An 18,736-nucleotide genomic window follows, 5' to 3' on the forward strand; every position below is an offset into this window, starting at 1 on the left:
GGCGCGCGGATTTTTGAGTTGATTCTGTCGCCTTCAGCCAGCATTAGGCGGGCTTGTGTGCTAGCAACTTTTGCTGCTGCAGCTGCCCTAAAGGCCTCAGCCTCAGCTTCATTTTGGATGGCATCCTCATGACGTGCCACACTGTACGCTGCGGAATCGGTGATTCCCTCAATTCGCAATAATTCGTTCTGCCTCCTTGTCAGCCGTGCTATGGCTGCTTGTTCCTCGGCCAAAGCATGGTTTGCCGTCGCTGCTGCCGCATCTCTCAATAGGGTCATTTTTTGCAAATCTACTATTGCGAGGACCTCCCCTTTCGCCACTCGGTCGCCAACGTCCACCAAAATATCTGTCACAGCGCCCGCCACTCTTGAGGCTATCGTGCCAGATTGTCTGGCGACAAAGCGTCCAAGCACTGGTTGGGTTTGGGATAGTGGCTCTGTCACCACTAAATCAACTTCGACAGGCGCGCTTTGTTGAGATTGCGCGGGAGAGATAAGGAGAGGGGTTAATAGGACTAATAGAGCTGTCAACAGGTTGTGTTGAGTAGTGGCGACAAGATTATCTTTCATTTTGGTAGGCACCTAGGGCCCTGGGACGCTTGAGGTTGTTAAAGGAGAAACTGTGGTGGGGGGGGAGTATACCTACACAATTCTAATAGTCTACGGGTAGCGGGTCTAGGCTTCGCCATAAATACCAGCTCGCTACCGAACGCCATGGGCGCCAGGGTTCAGCTCTCGAGATCATTTCTTGAGGTGTCATTTGTTTATTTTTGTTAAAGTGCAGCTTCATGGCATTCTGAATGCCCACGTCGCCGACTGGTAATATGTCAGGTCTAAGCAAATGGAACATCAAAAACATTTCAGCCGTCCATGGGCCTATGCCCTTGACACGGGTTAGTAGGTTTTTAACTTGGCTGTCGTTTAGATCTGCCCAATTTTGGTTTCTCAGATTTCCCTCGGTAAAGTGATGTGCAAGGTCTAACAGGTACACCGATTTTTGTCTTGTCACACCACACTCTCGTAGTTCCAAAGCAGTTTGCTGGATCATATGTTCTGGTGAAATTTTGCCCACCTTTTGTTCAAGTTTGTTCCAAATGCTCTTAGCTGCCTTCACTGAAATCTGTTGTCCAACTATGGAACGGGCCAATGAGAAAAACCCATCGTTGCGTGGTACGAGCCTCCCACGACCACATTTTTTTATCACCATTGCCAGAGCAGGGTCCTCAGCAAGGAGATGCCGACGTGCTCTGTTCCAATAAGGTGGGTTAGAAGACTTACGCAATTTTTTGTAGGGGTCCATGACTGACGATAGTGGTTGTTATTCAGATGCTATCATGAACTTTGTCCCATTATTTTGCCAAGAACTTTTCTCGATTTTGGGTTAATAATTGCTTGCGTTTGCCGCTTCCCACGGGCGTTACTCTACTATATTGCCTTCGTTTGGGCCGATAGCGCTAGCTCCTGCATCAAAGATAGGGTATGCACATGTTATTAAAAGACTTTGGTGGGTCTCTTGGCTCAAATGTATTTATTTCAAGGAGAGAGTGAGCATGCCAAAAGCGACAGCGAACGCACAAACCGAGGCGGGCTATGGTTATGGGTGGTGGCTTGTAGGTAACCGTTGGTGGGTGGTTGCTGGAGCACTTGTCGTATTTCTTATGGCCGCTTCTGGCGCCCGTTTCTTGGCAATGAACCCAGACGCCCGTGTGTTTTTTAGTGAGGACAACCCTCATCTTCTGGCGTTAGAGCAGTTGGAGAATACGTATACTAAAGTCGAAAATCTATTGTTTGTGTTGGTACCTAAGAATGGCGAGGTATTTACGCGAAATACTCTAGAGGGAATTGAATGGTTGACGGAGGAAAGTTGGCAGACACCTTACTCAACTCGGGTTGATTCAATAACCAATTATCAAAATACCCGTTCGGAGGAAGATGATCTAGTTGTTGAAAATCTTATTCGTAATGCCGCAGATTTCTCAGATCAAGAGCTGACGGACCTCAGGGAAAGGGCACTGGATTTGCCTGCGTTAGCGGGGCGCTTGGTTTCGCATCAGGGTCATGTAGCTGCGGTAGAAATATTAGTTATCAAACCCGAGGGCTCCCTAGAAGCTGTGCCGGAAATCGCTTTGTTTGCTCGGGATTTGCGAGAACGATTCATAGAAAAATTCCCAGGGATTGACGTTTATTTGAATGGCAGTGTGCCCATTAATATGGCGTTTGTAGAAATACCCACCAATGATGTGATGACCCTAGTGCCCCTTATGTTCCTGTTTATCCTGTTAATTCTTGGCATTTCGCTCAGGAGCCTATCGGGAACTATAGCTACATTATCGGTCATAATAATGTCGGTAGCTACTGCCATGGGCCTAGCTGGCTGGGCTGGAGCCATTCTGATGCCGTCATCTGAGACAGCCATTGTTATTATACTCACGCTGTCTGTTGCCCACAGTGTTCATATCCTTGCCAGCATGAGGTTAAACATGCAGGCAGGTATGGAAAAGAATCCAGCCTTGGTTGAAGCCCTGCGCATAAATATGTCTCCAGTATTTATAACTAGTGCCACTACGGCGATTGGGTTTCTATGTATGAATTTTTCGGATGCGCCGCCTTTTCGGCTTTTGGGAAATATCGTGGCTGTTGGGGTTATGGCTGCCTTCCTTCTTTCAGTGACCTTCCTGCCTGCACTGATAGCAATTCTTCCGGGAAGAGTAACGCAGAGGACAGGTATAGCCAGCCAAGTTATGGAATCTCTGGCTTCTACGGTGGTTAATCACAGAGAGAAATTCTTTTGGGGTACTGGAGCTATAATTATATTTCTGGGGATTGGGATTACCAAGATAGATTTAGACGATAACTTTTTGAAATATTTGGATGAAAGGTTTCCTATTCGAGCCTCCATAGATTTCACTGAGGCCAACTTAAATGGGCTCAATATGCTTCAATATTCCGTCCCGTCGGGGGAGGAAGGTGGAATATCAAATCCAGATTACTTGCGGAAGTTGGAGGCTTTTGGGAAGTGGTTCAAGTCGCAACCCAAAGTAACTCATGTGACAACGATTACAGAGGTATTTAAGCGGCTCAACCTTAGTATGCATGGAGACAATCCGGAGTTTTACAAGATTCCAGATAATAGGGAATTAGCTGCACAATACTTATTGCTCTATGAGATGTCGCTTCCATATGGGCTGGATTTGAACAATCAAATTAACGTCGGAAAGTCAGCCAGCCAGGTAATGGTGAATGTTAAGGATATTTCCTCTAAAGAGGTTCGAGAATTGGATGCAAAGGCCCAGTCTTGGATAGCGGAAAACATGCCTGGTGTATCCTCTCCGGGAACGGGTCTTTCGGTGGTCTTTTCCCATATCTCTGGGCGAAATATCAATTCAATGTTGAAGGGGTCCATAACGGCTTTGGTTGTTATCTCATTGATATTAGTTTTTGCTCTGAGAAGTATTAGGATGGGTGTAATAAGCTTAGTGCCTAACCTGTTCCCAGCAATAATGGCATTTGGGTTATGGGGTTATGTTCAAGGGACTGTGGGGTTATCGATTGCTATTGTGCTCGCAATGACATTGGGGATCGTCGTCGATGATACAGTTCATTTTTTAAGCAAATACCTGCGAGCAAGGCGAGAAGAAAACATGGACCCAGAAGAGGCAACTAGGTACGCGTTTCGAACCGTAGGGGTTGCTTTGTGGATTACTTCTATAACACTAGTGACGGGTTTTGGCGTCCTAGCCTTCTCTGGGTTTAAGGTGAACTCGGATATGGGATTTTTGAGTTCTGTTACCATTGGATTTGCCCTTATCGCGGATTTCTTGTTTTTACCGCCCTTGCTGATGAAGCTCGATCGTTTCAGGGCTCGCAAATCTGGGAGATTAGCATAGGCTGTGTGTTTGCTGTGAGAAGTGATGAGGGAAGGCTTGATAGGTGGCTAGGAGGCGTAGCCGGGGACGTATGTGTTGAGGAGTTGCGGCTCTAGACATCCAGGCATATACTCCGCGGCCCAGAATTGGCCGTCAGGGGGGGCATAGCAAAAGTGGCTGCGAGTAAGAGCAGAAAAGCGGGGCGTGTCGATAGGTCGAAACGAAGGAGCAAGGGCGGGAAGCCCCCACCCTTGCCTGAGCGTTATCAGCCAAATGACAACGAAGAGTTTATGAGTCCGTTACAACAGGAGTACTTTCGGCAGAAGTTATTGGGCTGGCGGCGGGACATATTGGCCGCGTCGAGTCAGGCTATTAACACGCTCAGGCAGGATACTGGCCCTGAGGCAGATATTGGCGACCGTGCCTCTACTGAGGCAGGTCGATTGATCGAGCTTCGGGGCCGAGATAGGGCGCGGAAGCTGTTGTCAAAAATCGAGGCCGCCTTACAACGTATTGAGGATGGCACCTATGGTTTTTGCGAGGAGACGGGAGAGCCTATTGGAATTAGTCGCTTGGAGGCGCGGCCAGTCGCAACATTGAGTTTGGCTGCTCAGGAACGGCACGAGCGAATAGAGAAAACATATAGCGATGACTAAGGCAAAAATTTTCAGGCGATGTCATGGGGCAACGACAGGCCCTGTTGTTCACATGCTGTTTTAACACAATTCCGCAGTAGACATGCGATCGTCATTGGGCCCACACCGCCAGGGACGGGAGTTATCGCACTGGCCACTTGTGCTGCATCCTCGAACGCAACATCGCCGACTATCCGCTTGATCCCATCGTTAGTGGTAATGCGGTTGATTCCAACGTCAATGACTATACTACCGGGTTTAATCCAATTCTTTCTAATCATTTCGGGGCGTCCCGCTGCAGATATTAAGATATCGGCCTGTAAGCATAATTTATGGGGTTCAGGGGTGTTCGAATGTACGATGGTTATGGAACAGTTCTCCGCTAATAAAAGTTGGGCTAATGGTTTCCCGACGATGTTGGAACGTCCAACTATCACGGCGTGTAAGCCGGTTAGATCCGACCTCACCTCTTTCAACAGTAACAGGCAACCTTGTGGGGTGCAGGGCACGAGGCTGCTGATTCCAGATCCAAGACGCCCAACATTAACGGGGTGGAATCCATCTACATCCTTTTCAGGCAATATCAGGTCTAGGATCCCATTCGGGTTTATGTGTTGAGGCAGAGGTAGTTGTACTAGGATGCCGTGGATAGAGTGGTCCTTATTGAGAGAGCAAATTTCTTTGGCTAGCTCTTCTTGTGAGATGTCCGCCGGGAAATCCCGCTGTATGCTATGCATTCCGGCCGCAAAAGTCTGTTTAACTTTATTTCTTGTGTAGATCCGGCTGGCGGGATCCTCACCCACCATTACTACGGCTAGACCTGGAATCAAGCTGTGATCTTTCTTTAGCCTTTTGACAACCTCTCCTATTGTGGCTCTGAGTTTTTCCGCTGTAGCTTTTCCATCAATGACATGGGCATGAGGCATAGGTTGCTCCGAGACGAGAATATGATATGGATGCGGATAAGCTTTTATCTGATTTTGTCAAACTATGCATCCAATAGCTTGTATAGAGGGCAAACGTTAGATTAGGTATAACTAACCAAATTGGGGCGTAGCCAAGCGGTAAGGCAACGGGTTTTGATCCCGTGATCCCAGGTTCGATCCCTGGCGCCCCAGCCAATTCTTTTGCGCAATGGCAACGATTTCAGATATGTCTAATGATCATGGTCATGATCATCCTCGTCCCAAGGGTTGTGCACAACTGGTGGAGGAAGCCACACTGTCTCGTACGTTTTTTGGAGCTCCTTTTCTTTGGCAAGTTCATCCGAAATGCTCAATTTCGAGTACTTTGCTTCAGTGGGACTGGACCAACCACCCATATTCAGGTTAGGTGCCGATGGCACCCTTGGGGTAGATTTGTCGCACTTAGGACATTTGATTTTGGGCTTCTCATTCATTCCGTGGCGTACCATATAAATCATCGCGCACGGATCGCACATATATTCGTATGTTGGCATGGGAAAAATCTTCTCCGAAAGCCAACGACCGGGACATTGTCCCGGCCATCGCTCTCATTCTGTTGTTGCTAAGATAATAATTTTTTCACTATGCAACACGATACGTGGGTTCACCAATCGAGTTAGTAGCCGATTCTAGGCCCCAAAGACGCGCTGCATTGCCGCCAAGAATCTTTGTTTTAATCTCGTCGGTCAATTGCGGATAACCATACCCCTCAACTAGTTCGTCCGGGATCTGGAACCGACGGAATGCATCAATTTGCCACTGTGGATTGCCCCACAGGAGGGAGTCGGTACCCCACAGCACGTAATCAGATCCTAGTTGTCCGATCAACGTGCCAAGCACATGAGCGCATTCCAGTGGCCTACTTGACACGGTCGCTGCAAAGGTGGAGCCAATTTCACAATAGAGATTGTTCCGTTGGGGTTTGAAGGCCTTCAGTGCCGCCAGTTCTGCATGATATGGCCATGCGGAATGGAAAGCGATGAAGTTTAGGTCAAGGAAGTCGTCACAGACCCTGTCAAAATCCTCAGCGTGAGCATAGCGAGCCATGAACTGGCCAAAAGGAATACCTTTATGACAACCAATGTTTTTGATGCCCAACTCGCGAGCCTTCTCCCACATCGGATACGCAAGTTCTGTGTCGTCAAACCACCAGCCTTTTTTCGGAGTGGAATCAAACGTGTACAGTTTCAGGCCCGAGGTGTCGTAGTCTTCGACGTAATGCTGCATACGCTCCAGCGTTTCGGTGACACCCTGGTTAGGCGTTAAGCCGCCAGCCAGCATGATGGTGCGGTCTGGCCACAGTTCTTTGACTTCGGCTTGCTCGTCCATCGGGATCATGTCGTTTCCGCCGTAATCCTCTCGGAACCCGAATGGATTGAATATCCCTACGTCGGTGTCGCTGCCGTCCAGCAGAAGTTTGCCATAATTCTCTACCGTCATATCCGATGTGCCGTTTGGAAGGCCCATAGCTTTGCCAAGCCCGTCCAACAAATCAACAAACCACATTCCCTGTTCTGTCGTATTCACGCCCTTTACGTAGCCCTCCTTCCGGGTACAGATATGGGTGTGTTGGTCAACAACCGGGCCCATCCTTCCCTTCAGGTAGCTCTTAACTTCAGCAGTAGCAGCGATCTCTCGGGCTTCAGCTTCTTTTACATCAAAAAACTTCATTCCCGTGGCCGCGTTTACCGCCAACATGGCGCCAGCGAAACCACATGCCGAGCGGAAGAAGTCTCGTCGACCCACTTCCGCGTTTTCGGCCATTTCTTCCATCCGATTCTGTACTTGCTCTCCTTCCTGGCCAGAAGTGAAATATGCCGTACCCTGTTCAAATGGATTAGCAGGGTTGACAGCCTTGCCATCAATCCCCTTAAAAGCCTTTCTATAGTCGAATTCCATGACGTTCCCCCTCTCACTCGATGCGTTCATTGTCGGTCAACATCGGGACTTTCCAGAACGATCCTTTAACAGCGGAAGGCTCCGTAGCCACCATCACAAAACATATAAAATTGTAGATGGGCACCTGGGTCTTGTCAAAGCGGACTAATTTTTATGCCGGCTTTGGCAAGAATATTTTTGGTAGATGGGCTAAAATACCGGGTTCAATTTATGTCTTAAATATGCCCTATAACTGGGGTTTCTGTCGAATTTGTTTTGATAAGGGCCTTAGACACAGTTCGACCAAAGAAGCTTCATCATTGTCGGGGAAAAGCCTAAAATGTACCATATTTGGCCACTAGGGGTGCCATATGTGTTATAAATACCACACGTGTCAGAAACGACGCGGTATGGGGGTCTCTACTGTTGATTTAACGGGTTTCTGATAATCTAATGCGGTCGTCGGGCTTTGTGGCCCGTGTTTTCCGCCAAAGTTTAGTCGGGGTTATCCCGCTGGCGGAGATTTTTTGTTCGAACAAACAAGAGTGAGGGTACTCAATATGCATTCGTATACAAAGGGCCTACTTTGCTCCACGGCAGCTGCCGCCTTGATGGCATCTGCTCCGGCGCAGGCCAACGATATGAACGAGATGCGTGCGGAACTGCAAAACCTTCTTGATCGCATGGAGCGCATCGAAGAGGCGCAGTCACAGACGCAAGTTGCTGAGACATCAGCATTAAGAACTAACCGGACATATATCCGGAAACGTGCAGCAGAGCTGCCAAATCGTTATAAGCCTTATGACGTGCGTGATTTATACATTATGCCAGAGAATGCACGCGCCAATGGTGTAGTCGGCGGTGATCTTCCAGGATCTTTCAAGGTTCCTGGTTCGGACACCTCCGTTGCAATTTCTGGTTGGCTAACCATGGGCACTGTTTATGATGGTGGCACGTCTGAGGGCGGGTTCGCAACTTGGGGTCATGCTGGTCTGCTGCGTCCCGATGGCGACAACGCTGCTGGTGGTAGCGACCAGTTGACGATGGAGTCCTTATCCAACGGAATTAGCATAGCGACTTCGTCTGAATCGGATTTGGGAACGATTGGAACCAATATCCTGTTGACCACGGATCGTGATGCTCCTGCATTGGTAAACAACTTGAACCTGAACAGAGTATGGGCTCCAAATGCTAACATGACTGTTGGCAACTGGACGTTTGGCCAGCAAGGTTTGGTGTTTACTAGTGGCGCATGTTACGGTGAAGCAGTAAACACTGGTGGCGCACCATGCCCATTGGGTCTATCTGCTGCAGTTAAGTATTCTGGTAGCGGTGGCGGAATGGACTATGATGTCCAGCTGGTAACTCCTCAGGGTGTTCTTGACGCAGACGGTGTAGATGATGTCGGCGGCGTCAATGTCAGAGGTAGCCTTCCAGATCTGCAGGCGCGTATTTCGCGCCCACTTGGTGCTATGAATTTCAGCATGGGTATGCAAGTTCGTCAGTATGGTTACGACAACAACCAGGGGACCGGTAATACCGCAGCCTTGGCTGGTGCATCTGATGAAACCATTGGTTATGGTATCTTCCCAGAAATCACAATTCCGCTGGGCATGGATAAGTTGTATGCTGGCGTAGCTTACACCGTTGGCGGTCGTAATACGAACATCAACCACTCTTTGTGGACAGGTGGTCGTGGTGAGATGGGTACGGTTGATCCGAACACTGTAGGTATTTCCAATACCACGACAGTTTCGCTTCACTCCTACTATACTCACTGGTGGAACGACACCACGCGGTCTACTATTCACGCGCATGGTGCAAACTCTAACCCAAGCGATTTAAGCACGGGTACAGATGGTACCACGCCGCCTCTGACAAAATGGCGGACCGTATCGGGCAACGTTGTTTGGTCAGTTGCTCCACGTGTCACAACCGGTGTCGGCGTTATTTATAACTCCGCTCTGTTCCGTGGTGACAACTTGAATAGTAATGATACTGCAGATGCGGCCTCAGAAGCTATAGAAGGCCACTGGAGGGTTACCGTTTCCTACTAAGGGAAATAGGTTATCGCAGTATTATATTAAGAATATAATAACTGAGGCCCCGGCAGAGATGCCGGGGCCTTTTTTCTTTTCTGAGTTTTCAATTAGGGAATAGTCCCTCAATCAAAGCGTTTATTCATGCTCGTGCGGCTCAAAAGTTTTTAGTCGGTCCGAAGGCTGTTCGGTTTGATACTTTTGTTTCCATTCTTTGTAAGGCATACCGTAAACAATGTTGCGAGCAGTATCGTAATCCATTTCCACGCCCATGTCCTCGGCCGCTGCGGTATACCATTTGGATAAGCAATTGCGGCAAAAACCCGCGAGATCCATAAGGTCAATATTTTGAACTTCGGGGTTTTCCTGGAAATGGGATACGAGCTGTCGAAATGCGGCGGCCTCAATCTCTAGTCTAATTGTTTTGTCCATTTTATTATGTCTCAAATAGGGTTGTATAAAAAGTTCTCACCTTTCCTATTTATTTCACTATCGCGCGTGGGTCTAGTGGCTTAGTAAAACAGGCTCGAAGGGCTCTCCCGCACTAGTTCGGTATTTCCACCACTAAATGGCTGGCTGAATTTTCGAAGAAGAGCGTTGTTAGCACGGCGCACTTTCTCTTCTGTGATATTTTTAAGTATGAAGTGATCGAGTTCTTCCTGGGGGCTTAGTAAATCACGTGCTTGGGTTAACATTGTGATCTGACTTCTGTGAGAAAAACCGTTAGTGAGTGCAGAGCGGCTATCCAAGGAGAATTGGTGTCCTCCGATGGTGAAGACCCCTTTTCGGCTTAGATAAGCGTACACTGTTTTTTGGGGGGTTGGCTCCGACGGCTCTTGCCGTATATCTACATGACTGAAACGTGCGAAGTCATACTCGTCTCCGATCGCTTCAGTTTGGTGCATGAGTTCTAATTGTTTTAGCGAGAGGAATGTAACAAACATTTTGGTTTCGTTTCCACACGCTTGTTGCAGGGTGGCGGTGATGGAGCCATAACTGGCAAATTTAGCTGAAAAGACGGGCAACAGATTTTTAATGGAGTATAGGATGACCGGGATAACAGTTTGTTGTAATTCGGAGTGAAATTTCTCTTTAAGACGGGCGGGTGAGGCATTTGAGCCAGAAGCAAGAACCGGAATCCGGGGGGTTGCTAGATAAGAAGTTCGCAAACTTTTAGACAGAAAAAGATCTCTTGCGGAAGCTTTCTTGTTGTTAAGTCGGACGATACTCCTTTCAGGCAGTGACTCATCGTACCAGTCAACGGGCCAGCATTCCCCGTGGACAAATAAATATGACGAGGTCGGGGTCCCAAAGGGGTATGCCTTGGCTCGATTCACTAGAGCGTTCTGTTCGGGGTCAAGCACCATCATTAGTCACGCCAAAAACCCACGGCGTTTTGGAATTAAAACTAGATTCGCTGTAGAAAAATACAATGTTGGGGGAACGTTTGGGTTGCGCATACATTTGTTCTCTTATACTGGGATCCTGCGGTCGAGGGCTGGATGATGGGATGTGTTTAGGCTAGGGTATGGTTATATCTGAACTTTTTGGAGAGCCCAAGGATCAATGATAGGGACACCTGAAATCCTTCTGAGGAAAATGTTTGATAGTGCGGTGAACGTTGCTTCCCCTAAACTAAGCCTGCGCCATCATTTACCACCTAGACCCAAGGGTCGCACAATTATTGTGGGAGCTGGGAAGGCTGCGGCTGCGATGGCACAAGCTGTTGAAGCGGAATGGGAGGAGATTGGGCAAGCCGGTGAACTGGAGGGTTTGGTTATAACTAGGTACGGCCACTCTCTAGAAACACGATGGGTTGAGGTTGTGGAGGCAGCCCATCCAGTTCCGGATGCTGCGGGGGTTTCGGCGGCAGGTCGCATCCTGGAGTTTGTAACTGGCCTAGGTTCTGATGATCTTGTGCTGTGTCTGTTATCTGGTGGTGGATCAGCCCTGCTTACCCTGCCTATCCAAGGTATCAGTCTGGATGAGAAAAGAGCGGTAACACAAAGTTTGTTGAACTGCGGTGCAACAATTTCTGAAATTAATTCGGTTCGGAAACACTTATCTGCGATAAAAGGGGGCAGATTGGCTGTTGCTGCTTATCCGGCTCAAACAGTAACGCTGGCGATTTCTGACGTTCCGGGTGACGATCCGGCTATTATTGCGTCGGGGCCGACAGTCGCTGATCCATCAACACTAGCCGATGCCAATTACGTAATAGAAAAGTATCAAATTAAGCTACCATCGGCGGCTAAAATGGTGCTTGCGAGAGAAAGTAGTGAGACGCCACAGGCGGGTGACCCGCTGCTACAAAGAGCGAGGGTTCGTCTGATTGTCACTCCTCAGGAAGCCCTAGAGGCTGCAGCAAAAGTGGCTCGCGAGGCAGGAGTTACGCCCATAATTCTGAGTGACTCTATAGAGGGTGAGAGCCGTGATGTGGCTCAGGTACACGCAGCAATAGCTCGTCAAATTGCGGAAAGAGACCAACCTTGGTCTGCTCCGTGTGTGCTTTTATCTGGAGGTGAGACTACCGTGACTATCAATGGGAATGGGTCGGGGGGGCCCAATTCTGAATTCTTGCTATCCCTAATGTTGTCTTTAGACGGGGCTTCCGGGATTTACGCTTTGGCTTGTGACACCGATGGAATTGATGGCAGCGAAGAAAATGCTGGAGCCATTATTGGGCCGGACACCTTGGCAACAAGTCTGAAGAAAAACATGGCTCCAGCCAAATTCCTAGCTAATAACGATGCATATACCTTTTTCTCGGCTATCGATGGTTTAATAATTACAGGGCCCACGCATACGAATGTGAATGATTTTAGGGCGGTGCTTATAGAAAAATAGTTTTGCGGTTGGGAGCCAGGTTTGTGGTAGCTTCCAAAACAGATTTACAGTGCGGCAAGAGATTGATAAAGTCTGCGTTTGTTGGCGCCTGGGCGCGCAGAGATAGGCCAGATAACCATGAAAATTGTTGCCGGGAATAGTAATCGGCCCCTAGCTGAGGCGATAGCGGCTTACTGTGGTTCTCCGCTGAGTGCCGCGACTATCAGGAGATTCTCCGACCAAGAAGTCTTCGTTGAAATCGAGGAAAATGTGCGAGGTGAGGATATGTTCCTGATCCAGCCTACTTCGTTTCCGGCAAACGACAATGTGATGGAGCTTTTAGTTACGCTTGACGCGTTGCGGCGAGCTTCTGCGAAGCGGATTACGGCGGTAATTCCTTATTATGGTTACGCCCGTCAGGATAGAAAGCCAGGGCCTCGGACGCCGATTTCTGCCAAGTTAGTGGCCAACCTAATTACAACGGCAGGCGCCGATAGGGTTTTGACCTTGGATCTTCATGCTGGTCAGATCCAGGGTTTTTTTGATATTCCAGTAGATAACCTTATCTCGGGTCCCGTGATGGAGACAGATATTCAGCTCCAATTTCCAGGGGAAAGCTTGGTGGTCGTTTCGCCCGATGTTGGTGGGGTAGTTAGAGCACGAGCCATTGCCAACCGGATTGACGGAGACCTTGCCATAGTTGATAAAAGGCGGGAACAGGCTGGTATTTCCGAGGTGATGAATATAATTGGGGATGTGAGGGGACGGCGTTGTATCCTCGTTGACGACATAATCGATTCTGCGGGGACTGTTTGCAATGCGGCGAACGCACTAAGGGAAGCTGGGGCAACTTCGGTGATGGCGTATGTGACTCACGGCGTGTTGTCGGGTGGCGCAGTTGCCCGTGTTGCCGCGTCTTCCCTGGAAAAACTTGTGATTACAGATAGCATCCAGGCGACGCAACCTGTGGAATTGGCACAGAATATTAGAGTACTTTCTATAGCTGATTTGATCGCTGAGGCAATGAAAAGAATAAGTGAGGAAACGTCTGTTTCTAGTCTTTTCGAGTAACGGAGTATTAGATTTTGTTTGAGGCAATTTTTTTGGACAAGGAGTCAAATGATGGCGGATATCGCTGAAATACAAGCCGAACGACGTATGGGGGTCGGAAAGGGAGTTGCTCGCGCGTTGCGTCGGGACGGACGTGTGCCGGGGGTGGTTTATGGTGGCGATTCGGATAGTTTGGCAATTTCGTTGGAGACATCGCTTATTACTCGGGAGCATGAAAGGGGTGGCTTTTTTAGTCGGCTTTACAGTCTAGACGTAGATGGCAAGAATCTCAGAGTACTGGCCCGGGAAGTGCAATTGCATCCTGTAACTAGTGCTGTTCTCCACGTGGATTTTCTCCGATTAACGGGTGATAGTGAAGTCAACGTTGATGTGCCTGTTGAATTTCTTAACGAAGACCTTTCGCCTGGGGTAAAACGCGGGGGTGTTTTGAATATCGTAAGAAGGACAGTGGAGCTCGTTTGCCGGGCTGATAGTATTCCCGAGGTGATAGAGGCCGATATTGGGGAATTAGAGATCGGGGATTCCGTAAAAATTAGCGCTATAGGTTTGCCGGATGGGGTGAGGCCGAGCATAGGGGATCGTGATTTTACTATTGCTACAGTTGCTGCCCCGACAGTCATGTTGGAGGAAGAGACTGTCCAGACAGCAGAGGATGGCGAAGAGGACGAAACTCTTGAAGGAGCAGCTAGAGAGGGTGAATCTGACGGCGAAACGCAGAGCCCCTCGTCGGGCGGCGACACAGAATAATAGAGCTACGTGATGTTCCTACTGGCGGGTTTGGGAAATCCAGGCGCCAAATATGCCTCAAGTAGGCACAATGTTGGTTTTATGGCGATTGACGCTATTGCTGAAAAAAATAAGTTTCCTCTTTTCCGGCAGAGATTCGGCGGACTCGTATGTCGGGGAAGGATCGAACCCGAGGATGTTATTCTGTTTAAGCCAAATGGCTATATGAATAATTCAGGACAACCATTGGCTGCGGTCGTGCAATTTTTTAAGTTGTCATTGCCAAACATATGGGTGATTCACGATGACCTCGATATCGAACCAGGTCGTGTCAGAGTGAAGACTGGTGGCAGTGCCGGAGGGCACAACGGATTAAAGAGTATCGACAGTCATATAGGAAGAGGTTATTCAAGGTTGCGTATCGGAATTGGGCGGCCTCCTCGTGACACCGATGTTTCAAATTATGTGCTCTCGAACTTCAAGTCTAACGACTTGCCATGGTTGGATAACCTGATTTCGGAGATTGCCGGCACTATGCCATTTCTTTTGAATCGGGATTCCCAGACCTTCTGTAACAACATAGTCTCGTCTATGCGATCAATTTCTCCGGGACTTAAACCCGACCAATGAATATGGATAGTGGGCTCTAATAAATGGGATTTAATTGTGGTATTGTTGGCTTGCCCAACGTGGGAAAATCGACCCTGTTCAATGCTTTAACATCGTCCCAAGCTGAAGCAGCAAACTACCCGTTTTGTACAATTGAACCAAATTTAGGTCGGGTCCCGGTGCCGGATCCCAGATTGAATACCCTAGCTGACTTAGCGTCATCGGAACGGCGTATTCCTACGAGTCTCGAGTTTATCGATATTGCAGGGTTGGTGAGAGGAGCAAGCAGTGGGGAGGGGCTAGGGAATCAATTTCTTGCGCAAATCCGGGAAGTGGATGCGTTAGCACATGTGGTCCGGTGTTTTGAAGATGAAGATGTCAGCCATACCCAGGGAACGATTGACCCAGTTTCTGATGTTCAAATTGTGCAAACAGAGCTTATGCTGGCAGATCTTGAGAGCCTGAGCAAACAACAGGTGCGACTAGAGAAAATGAAAAGAGGTGGGGATGGGGGGGCCGCGGCTCTTTTGCAAGTTGTCAATAAGGTTTCAAGGTGTTTGGAGGAGGGGGAAGCGATCGGGGATTTGGATTGGGCCGATTCTGAACGGGATCTTGTCGAGAGTTTGAATCTTCTATCCACAAAACCCGTAATGTATGTTTCAAATGTAGAGGAGTCAGCAGCGAGCCTTGGCAATGCGCACTCCTGTGCCCTTTCGGAGTTAGCGCAAAAGAGTGGGGCGGAGTGTATAATTGTGTCGGCGCAGTTAGAGTCGGAAATTTCCGCAATGGGAGATCCCGAGGAGAAAACAGAGTTTCTTGAAGTTATGGGACTCTCCGAATCGGGCCTTAGCCGGATGGTTAGAGCAGGTTATAAATTACTTGATTTAATTACCTTTTTTACTGTAGGGCCTAAGGAAGCGCGGGCTTGGACGGTAAGGAAGGGATCGGATGCTATCCATGCGGCGGCAAAAATTCATACAGATTTTGCCAGGGGGTTTATTAAAGCAGACACTATCTCATATGTTGATTTTGAATCAGCGGGTGGTGAAACTAAAGCCCGTGAGGCGGGCAGGCTCAGACAAGAGGGGCGTGATTATATTGTTGAAGATGGTGATGTCATGTTGTTCCGATTCAATGTTTGATGAGTGCGTATGAGTTTTGTTTTTATGTCAGCTAGTTTGGTAATATATTTCGCACTTTTATATTAGATCTTCAGCAAAGGAACAGATTTATCGAATGAAAGGCCATTAGGTCGCCCTTATCACAAAAATGTGACTACATCCCACACCCAGCAGTCTACTCTGGCACCCAATTATATCCAGATGGAATAAGGCTACAAGGGGGACCGATAGCCCTCTCAGCGTCTGTATAGTTGACTTAAATTCTACTCAAATGGTTCCAAAATATTAGAGTTTGCCATGGCATCGCTTATATTTTTTTCCTGAGCCACAGGGGCATAGCTCATTTCGTCCAACCTTTCCCCAAGCCTTAGGGTCATCGGGATCGGGTTTTGATCTTCTGGATGTGGCAGTGGGCGGATCTGCTTCTAAACCCGTTTGGGAGGCAATATTATTGGTGGGCGCTTGACGACCTAATTGCGCACCCAAAGTTGATGCTTGGTCTCCCGGAGTTGTTTCTGTTTGGAATTCGACGTTACATAAAAGTTTGGTTACTGTTTCTCTAAAACGAATCAGTAATGCTTGAAATAAGCTAAATGCTTCTGACTTATACTCGTTTAGCGGATCCCTTTGGCCATATGCTCGCAACCCAATACCCTGCCTTAGGTGATCAAGCTGCAAAAGGTGATCCTTCCATTGTTGGTCCAAAACTTGAAGTAAGAGGCTTTTCTCCGCTGCTCGCATTAGGGGCGGGCCGTAGCGGACGGCTTTTTCTGCCATCTTTCTGTCGGCGGCCGCGCTTATGCGGGAAACGATCTCTATTTCTGTGGTCCCTTCTTCTTTTGCCCAAGCCTTTATAGGAAGATCAAGTCCAAATTGTTCCTTGCAGGCGACACTTAATTCTGTCGTTTGCCACTGCTCAGCATATGCTTTCTCTGGAATATGCTGTTGGACCAAGTCCTCAATAACTTCATTTCTCATGTCGGCAATGGTATCAGTGACGTCGTCGTTAGCCATGATTTCACGGCGCTCTTCATAAACTACCTTTCTCTGATCATTCATCACATCATCAAAACGTAGTAGATTTTTACGGATATCAAAGTTTCGAGCCTCGACTTTTTGTTGAGCTTTTTCGAGGGCTTTATTTATCCACGGATGGACGATGGCTTCCCCATCTTCAAGCCCAAGCTTTCTAAGCATTCCATCCATTCTTTCCGAACCGAAAATTCTCATCAAGTCGTCTTCCAAAGACAAATAGAATGTCGATGCTCCCGGATCTCCTTGCCGACCAGATCTTCCCCTTAATTGATTATCTATTCGTCGACTTTCGTGTCGCTCAGTGCCAATTACATAAAGCCCGCCAGATTCCACGACATCTTCTCTCCCCTTTACACCGGGCCCTTCCTTTGTCGTAAATTTTTCAGGGGGCGTTTTGGTGACTTCTGCTGGGGCATCCGAGTTCCCGCCTAGTTGAATATCTGTGCCTCTGCCGGCCATGTTAGTCGCGATGGTAACAGCTGTGCTTGATCCGGCCTGGGCTATAATCAGAGCTTCTTGTTCATGGTAGCGAGCGTTCAAAACGTTATGCTTAATTTTTTCTTTTTTTAGGCGTTTGGACAGCAACTCAGACTTTTCGATGCTGGTTGTGCCAACTAGTACGGGTTGTTTCCTGGAGTGACATTCCTTAATTTTCTTCAACACTGCTTCCCATTTTTCTTCCATAGTGCGGTATATTTCGTCGTCGTTATCCGCTCTAATCATGGGTAGGTGAGTTGGTATTTCTGAGACATCTAAACTATATATCTCGCCAAATTCTGCTGACTCGGTCGCAGCTGTTCCTGTCATGCCAGCTAGTTTGGGGTACATACGAAAATAATTTTGGAATGTGATCGAGGCTAGTGTCTGGTTTTCATTTTGGATTTCCGCATTTTCCTTGGCTTCTAGGGCTTGGTGTAATCCGTCTCCGTAACGGCGGCCTTCCATCATCCTTCCGGTAAATTCATCTATAATGATCACGCGCTTATCTTTTACGATATAGTCCGTGTCTCTGGTAAATAGCTTGTGGGCCCGGAGCCCCTGATTAACATGATGCACGATGCTCACATTCTCAATGTCATATAAATGTTCGCTTTGTAGTAGTTTTAGTTTCCTAAGGATGCTCTCTACTTTCTCTGTGCCCTCTTCTGTAAGTGTTACTGATTTAGCCTTTTCATCTTTTTCAAAATCATTTGCCCCGAGCTCGGGGATGATTGTATCCACTTGTTTATAAAGAGCGGAATTATCTTCAGTGGGTCCGGAAATAATTAGAGGAGTTCTTGCTTCGTCAATTAAGATGCTGTCGACTTCATCTATAATGGCAAAATTGAATGGGCGCTGGACCATAGTGTCTAAAGAGAATTTCATATTGTCCCGTAAATAGTCGAAGCCTAATTCATTGTTTGTTCCATATGTGACGTCGCAGGAGTAGGCCTTGCGACGATCTTCGTCGCTAAGGTCATGGGAAATGCAGCCTATGCTGAGTCCTAGAAATTGGTATATTTGTCCCATCCACTCAGCATCTCTCTTGGCCAGATAGTCATTGACCGTTACCACGTGAACTCCTTTTCCAGAGAGAGCGTTAAGGTAAACAGGTAGCGTGGCAACCAGAGTTTTTCCTTCGCCCGTTTTCATTTCTGCGATAGTGCCGTGGTGCATGACTATTCCACCAATAAGTTGGACATCATAATGTCTCTGCCCAAGGGTCCGCTTTGAGGCTTCACGTACTGTTGCAAAGGCTTCTACCAAGAGGGAGTCCAGGTCTTCGCCCTTACTAATCCTCTCTCGGAACAGTTGAGTGCGAGCCTGGAGCTCACTATCACTTAAAGGTGTGAGTTGGGTCTCTAGGGAGTTAATTTCATCGACAGTCCGGCGGTGAGTCTTAATTATGCGATCATTTGCCGATCCAAATAGGCGTTGCGCCAAAGACGAGATCATTTATAGCCTTCTCATTAAATGTTGCCAGAAG

General features: G+C 48.0%; 16 protein-coding genes and 1 tRNA gene. 9 read left to right on the top strand and 8 right to left on the bottom strand.

Annotated features, from left to right (window positions below):
* Positions 1-569: hypothetical protein (locus CMM32_09615; protein ID MBT07150.1), on the bottom strand; the 569-nt coding region annotated here is incomplete at its 3' end.
* An 82-nt stretch (positions 570-651) separates the two neighbouring features.
* Positions 652-1,299 carry a DNA-3-methyladenine glycosylase gene (locus tag CMM32_09620; protein MBT07151.1) on the bottom strand — a complete coding sequence of 216 codons (648 nt, stop codon included), beginning with the start codon at positions 1,297-1,299 and terminating at the stop codon, positions 652-654.
* A gap of 250 nt (positions 1,300-1,549) precedes the next feature.
* On the opposite strand from CMM32_09620, the gene CMM32_09625 reads away from it, so the two are divergent.
* Positions 1,550-3,886 carry an RND transporter gene (locus tag CMM32_09625; GenBank protein MBT07152.1) on the top strand — a complete coding sequence of 779 codons (2,337 nt, stop codon included), beginning with the start codon at positions 1,550-1,552 and terminating at the stop codon, positions 3,884-3,886.
* A 269-nt stretch (positions 3,887-4,155) separates the two neighbouring features.
* Complete coding sequence (dksA, locus tag CMM32_09630; protein MBT07153.1) at positions 4,156-4,521, top strand: RNA polymerase-binding protein DksA; 366 nt, start codon at positions 4,156-4,158, stop codon at positions 4,519-4,521.
* Positions 4,522-4,532: 11 nt separating this feature from the next.
* On the opposite strand, the gene CMM32_09635 is transcribed toward dksA, so the two are convergent.
* Positions 4,533-5,426 carry a bifunctional methylenetetrahydrofolate dehydrogenase/methenyltetrahydrofolate cyclohydrolase gene (locus CMM32_09635; protein MBT07154.1) on the bottom strand — a complete coding sequence of 298 codons (894 nt, stop codon included), beginning with the start codon at positions 5,424-5,426 and terminating at the stop codon, positions 4,533-4,535.
* Positions 5,427-5,547: 121 nt separating this feature from the next.
* On the opposite strand from CMM32_09635, the gene CMM32_09640 reads away from it, so the two are divergent.
* Positions 5,548-5,621: transfer RNA gene (locus CMM32_09640), tRNA-Gln, on the top strand.
* A gap of 35 nt (positions 5,622-5,656) precedes the next feature.
* Here CMM32_09640 and CMM32_09645 read toward each other — a convergent pair.
* Both CMM32_09645 and CMM32_09650 read right to left on the bottom strand, forming a co-directional pair.
* Positions 5,657-5,959, bottom strand: a complete 303-nt coding sequence (locus CMM32_09645) for a hypothetical protein (GenBank protein MBT07155.1) — start codon at positions 5,957-5,959, stop codon at positions 5,657-5,659.
* 88 nt (positions 5,960-6,047) lie between these two features.
* On the bottom strand, positions 6,048-7,394 hold the full coding sequence (locus CMM32_09650) for a hypothetical protein (GenBank protein ID MBT07156.1): 1,347 nt from the start codon (positions 7,392-7,394) through the stop codon (positions 6,048-6,050).
* A 509-nt stretch (positions 7,395-7,903) separates the two neighbouring features.
* Here CMM32_09650 and CMM32_09655 point away from each other — a divergent pair.
* Complete coding sequence (locus tag CMM32_09655) at positions 7,904-9,400, top strand: hypothetical protein (GenBank protein ID MBT07157.1); 1,497 nt, start codon at positions 7,904-7,906, stop codon at positions 9,398-9,400.
* Between the two features lie 120 nt (positions 9,401-9,520).
* On the opposite strand, the gene CMM32_09660 is transcribed toward CMM32_09655, so the two are convergent.
* Both CMM32_09660 and CMM32_09665 read right to left on the bottom strand, forming a co-directional pair.
* Positions 9,521-9,814 carry an alkaline phosphatase gene (locus tag CMM32_09660; protein MBT07158.1) on the bottom strand — a complete coding sequence of 98 codons (294 nt, stop codon included), beginning with the start codon at positions 9,812-9,814 and terminating at the stop codon, positions 9,521-9,523.
* 80 nt (positions 9,815-9,894) lie between these two features.
* Positions 9,895-10,752 carry a hypothetical protein gene (locus tag CMM32_09665; GenBank protein MBT07159.1) on the bottom strand — a complete coding sequence of 286 codons (858 nt, stop codon included), beginning with the start codon at positions 10,750-10,752 and terminating at the stop codon, positions 9,895-9,897.
* Between the two features lie 196 nt (positions 10,753-10,948).
* On the opposite strand from CMM32_09665, the gene CMM32_09670 reads away from it, so the two are divergent.
* The 5 genes from CMM32_09670 (at position 10,949) to CMM32_09690 (ending at position 15,756) form a co-directional block, all read left to right on the top strand.
* Positions 10,949-12,229 (top strand): glycerate kinase, encoded by a 1,281-nt coding sequence (locus tag CMM32_09670; GenBank protein MBT07160.1) that lies wholly within the window; start codon positions 10,949-10,951, stop codon positions 12,227-12,229.
* A gap of 117 nt (positions 12,230-12,346) precedes the next feature.
* Positions 12,347-13,279: a phosphoribosylpyrophosphate synthetase gene (locus CMM32_09675; GenBank protein MBT07161.1), complete on the top strand. Its 933-nt coding sequence runs from the start codon at positions 12,347-12,349 to the stop codon at positions 13,277-13,279.
* Positions 13,280-13,327: 48 nt separating this feature from the next.
* On the top strand, positions 13,328-14,026 hold the full coding sequence (locus CMM32_09680; GenBank protein ID MBT07162.1) for a 50S ribosomal protein L25/general stress protein Ctc: 699 nt from the start codon (positions 13,328-13,330) through the stop codon (positions 14,024-14,026).
* A 12-nt stretch (positions 14,027-14,038) separates the two neighbouring features.
* Positions 14,039-14,635, top strand: coding sequence for an aminoacyl-tRNA hydrolase (locus tag CMM32_09685; GenBank protein ID MBT07163.1), 597 nt, complete (start codon positions 14,039-14,041; stop codon positions 14,633-14,635).
* Positions 14,636-14,658: 23 nt separating this feature from the next.
* Positions 14,659-15,756, top strand: coding sequence for a redox-regulated ATPase YchF (locus tag CMM32_09690; GenBank protein ID MBT07164.1), 1,098 nt, complete (start codon positions 14,659-14,661; stop codon positions 15,754-15,756).
* A gap of 264 nt (positions 15,757-16,020) precedes the next feature.
* On the opposite strand, the gene CMM32_09695 is transcribed toward CMM32_09690, so the two are convergent.
* A complete protein-coding gene (locus tag CMM32_09695; protein MBT07165.1) occupies positions 16,021-18,705 on the bottom strand; it encodes a preprotein translocase subunit SecA in 2,685 nt (894 codons plus the stop codon).
* Positions 18,706-18,736 lie beyond the last annotated feature (31 nt).

It is taken from the genome of Rhodospirillaceae bacterium, from assembly GCA_002728255.1.
Taxonomy (GTDB): Bacteria; Pseudomonadota; Alphaproteobacteria; order UBA7887; family UBA7887.

Coding starts and splice junctions, on each gene's coding strand:
- CMM32_09670 (MBT07160.1), top strand. CDS start 10,949: ATGATAGGGACACCTGAAATCCTTCTGAGGAAAATGTTTGATAGTGCG.
- CMM32_09645 (MBT07155.1), bottom strand. CDS start 5,959: ATGCCAACATACGAATATATGTGCGATCCGTGCGCGATGATTTATATG.
- CMM32_09625 (MBT07152.1), top strand. CDS start 1,550: ATGCCAAAAGCGACAGCGAACGCACAAACCGAGGCGGGCTATGGTTAT.
- dksA (MBT07153.1), top strand. CDS start 4,156: ATGAGTCCGTTACAACAGGAGTACTTTCGGCAGAAGTTATTGGGCTGG.
- CMM32_09635 (MBT07154.1), bottom strand. CDS start 5,426: ATGCCTCATGCCCATGTCATTGATGGAAAAGCTACAGCGGAAAAACTC.
- CMM32_09650 (MBT07156.1), bottom strand. CDS start 7,394: ATGAACGCATCGAGTGAGAGGGGGAACGTCATGGAATTCGACTATAGA.
- CMM32_09695 (MBT07165.1), bottom strand. CDS start 18,705: ATGATCTCGTCTTTGGCGCAACGCCTATTTGGATCGGCAAATGATCGC.
- CMM32_09620 (MBT07151.1), bottom strand. CDS start 1,299: ATGGACCCCTACAAAAAATTGCGTAAGTCTTCTAACCCACCTTATTGG.
- CMM32_09685 (MBT07163.1), top strand. CDS start 14,039: ATGTTCCTACTGGCGGGTTTGGGAAATCCAGGCGCCAAATATGCCTCA.
- CMM32_09655 (MBT07157.1), top strand. CDS start 7,904: ATGCATTCGTATACAAAGGGCCTACTTTGCTCCACGGCAGCTGCCGCC.
- CMM32_09680 (MBT07162.1), top strand. CDS start 13,328: ATGATGGCGGATATCGCTGAAATACAAGCCGAACGACGTATGGGGGTC.
- CMM32_09660 (MBT07158.1), bottom strand. CDS start 9,814: ATGGACAAAACAATTAGACTAGAGATTGAGGCCGCCGCATTTCGACAG.
- CMM32_09690 (MBT07164.1), top strand. CDS start 14,659: ATGGGATTTAATTGTGGTATTGTTGGCTTGCCCAACGTGGGAAAATCG.
- CMM32_09675 (MBT07161.1), top strand. CDS start 12,347: ATGAAAATTGTTGCCGGGAATAGTAATCGGCCCCTAGCTGAGGCGATA.
- CMM32_09665 (MBT07159.1), bottom strand. CDS start 10,752: ATGATGGTGCTTGACCCCGAACAGAACGCTCTAGTGAATCGAGCCAAG.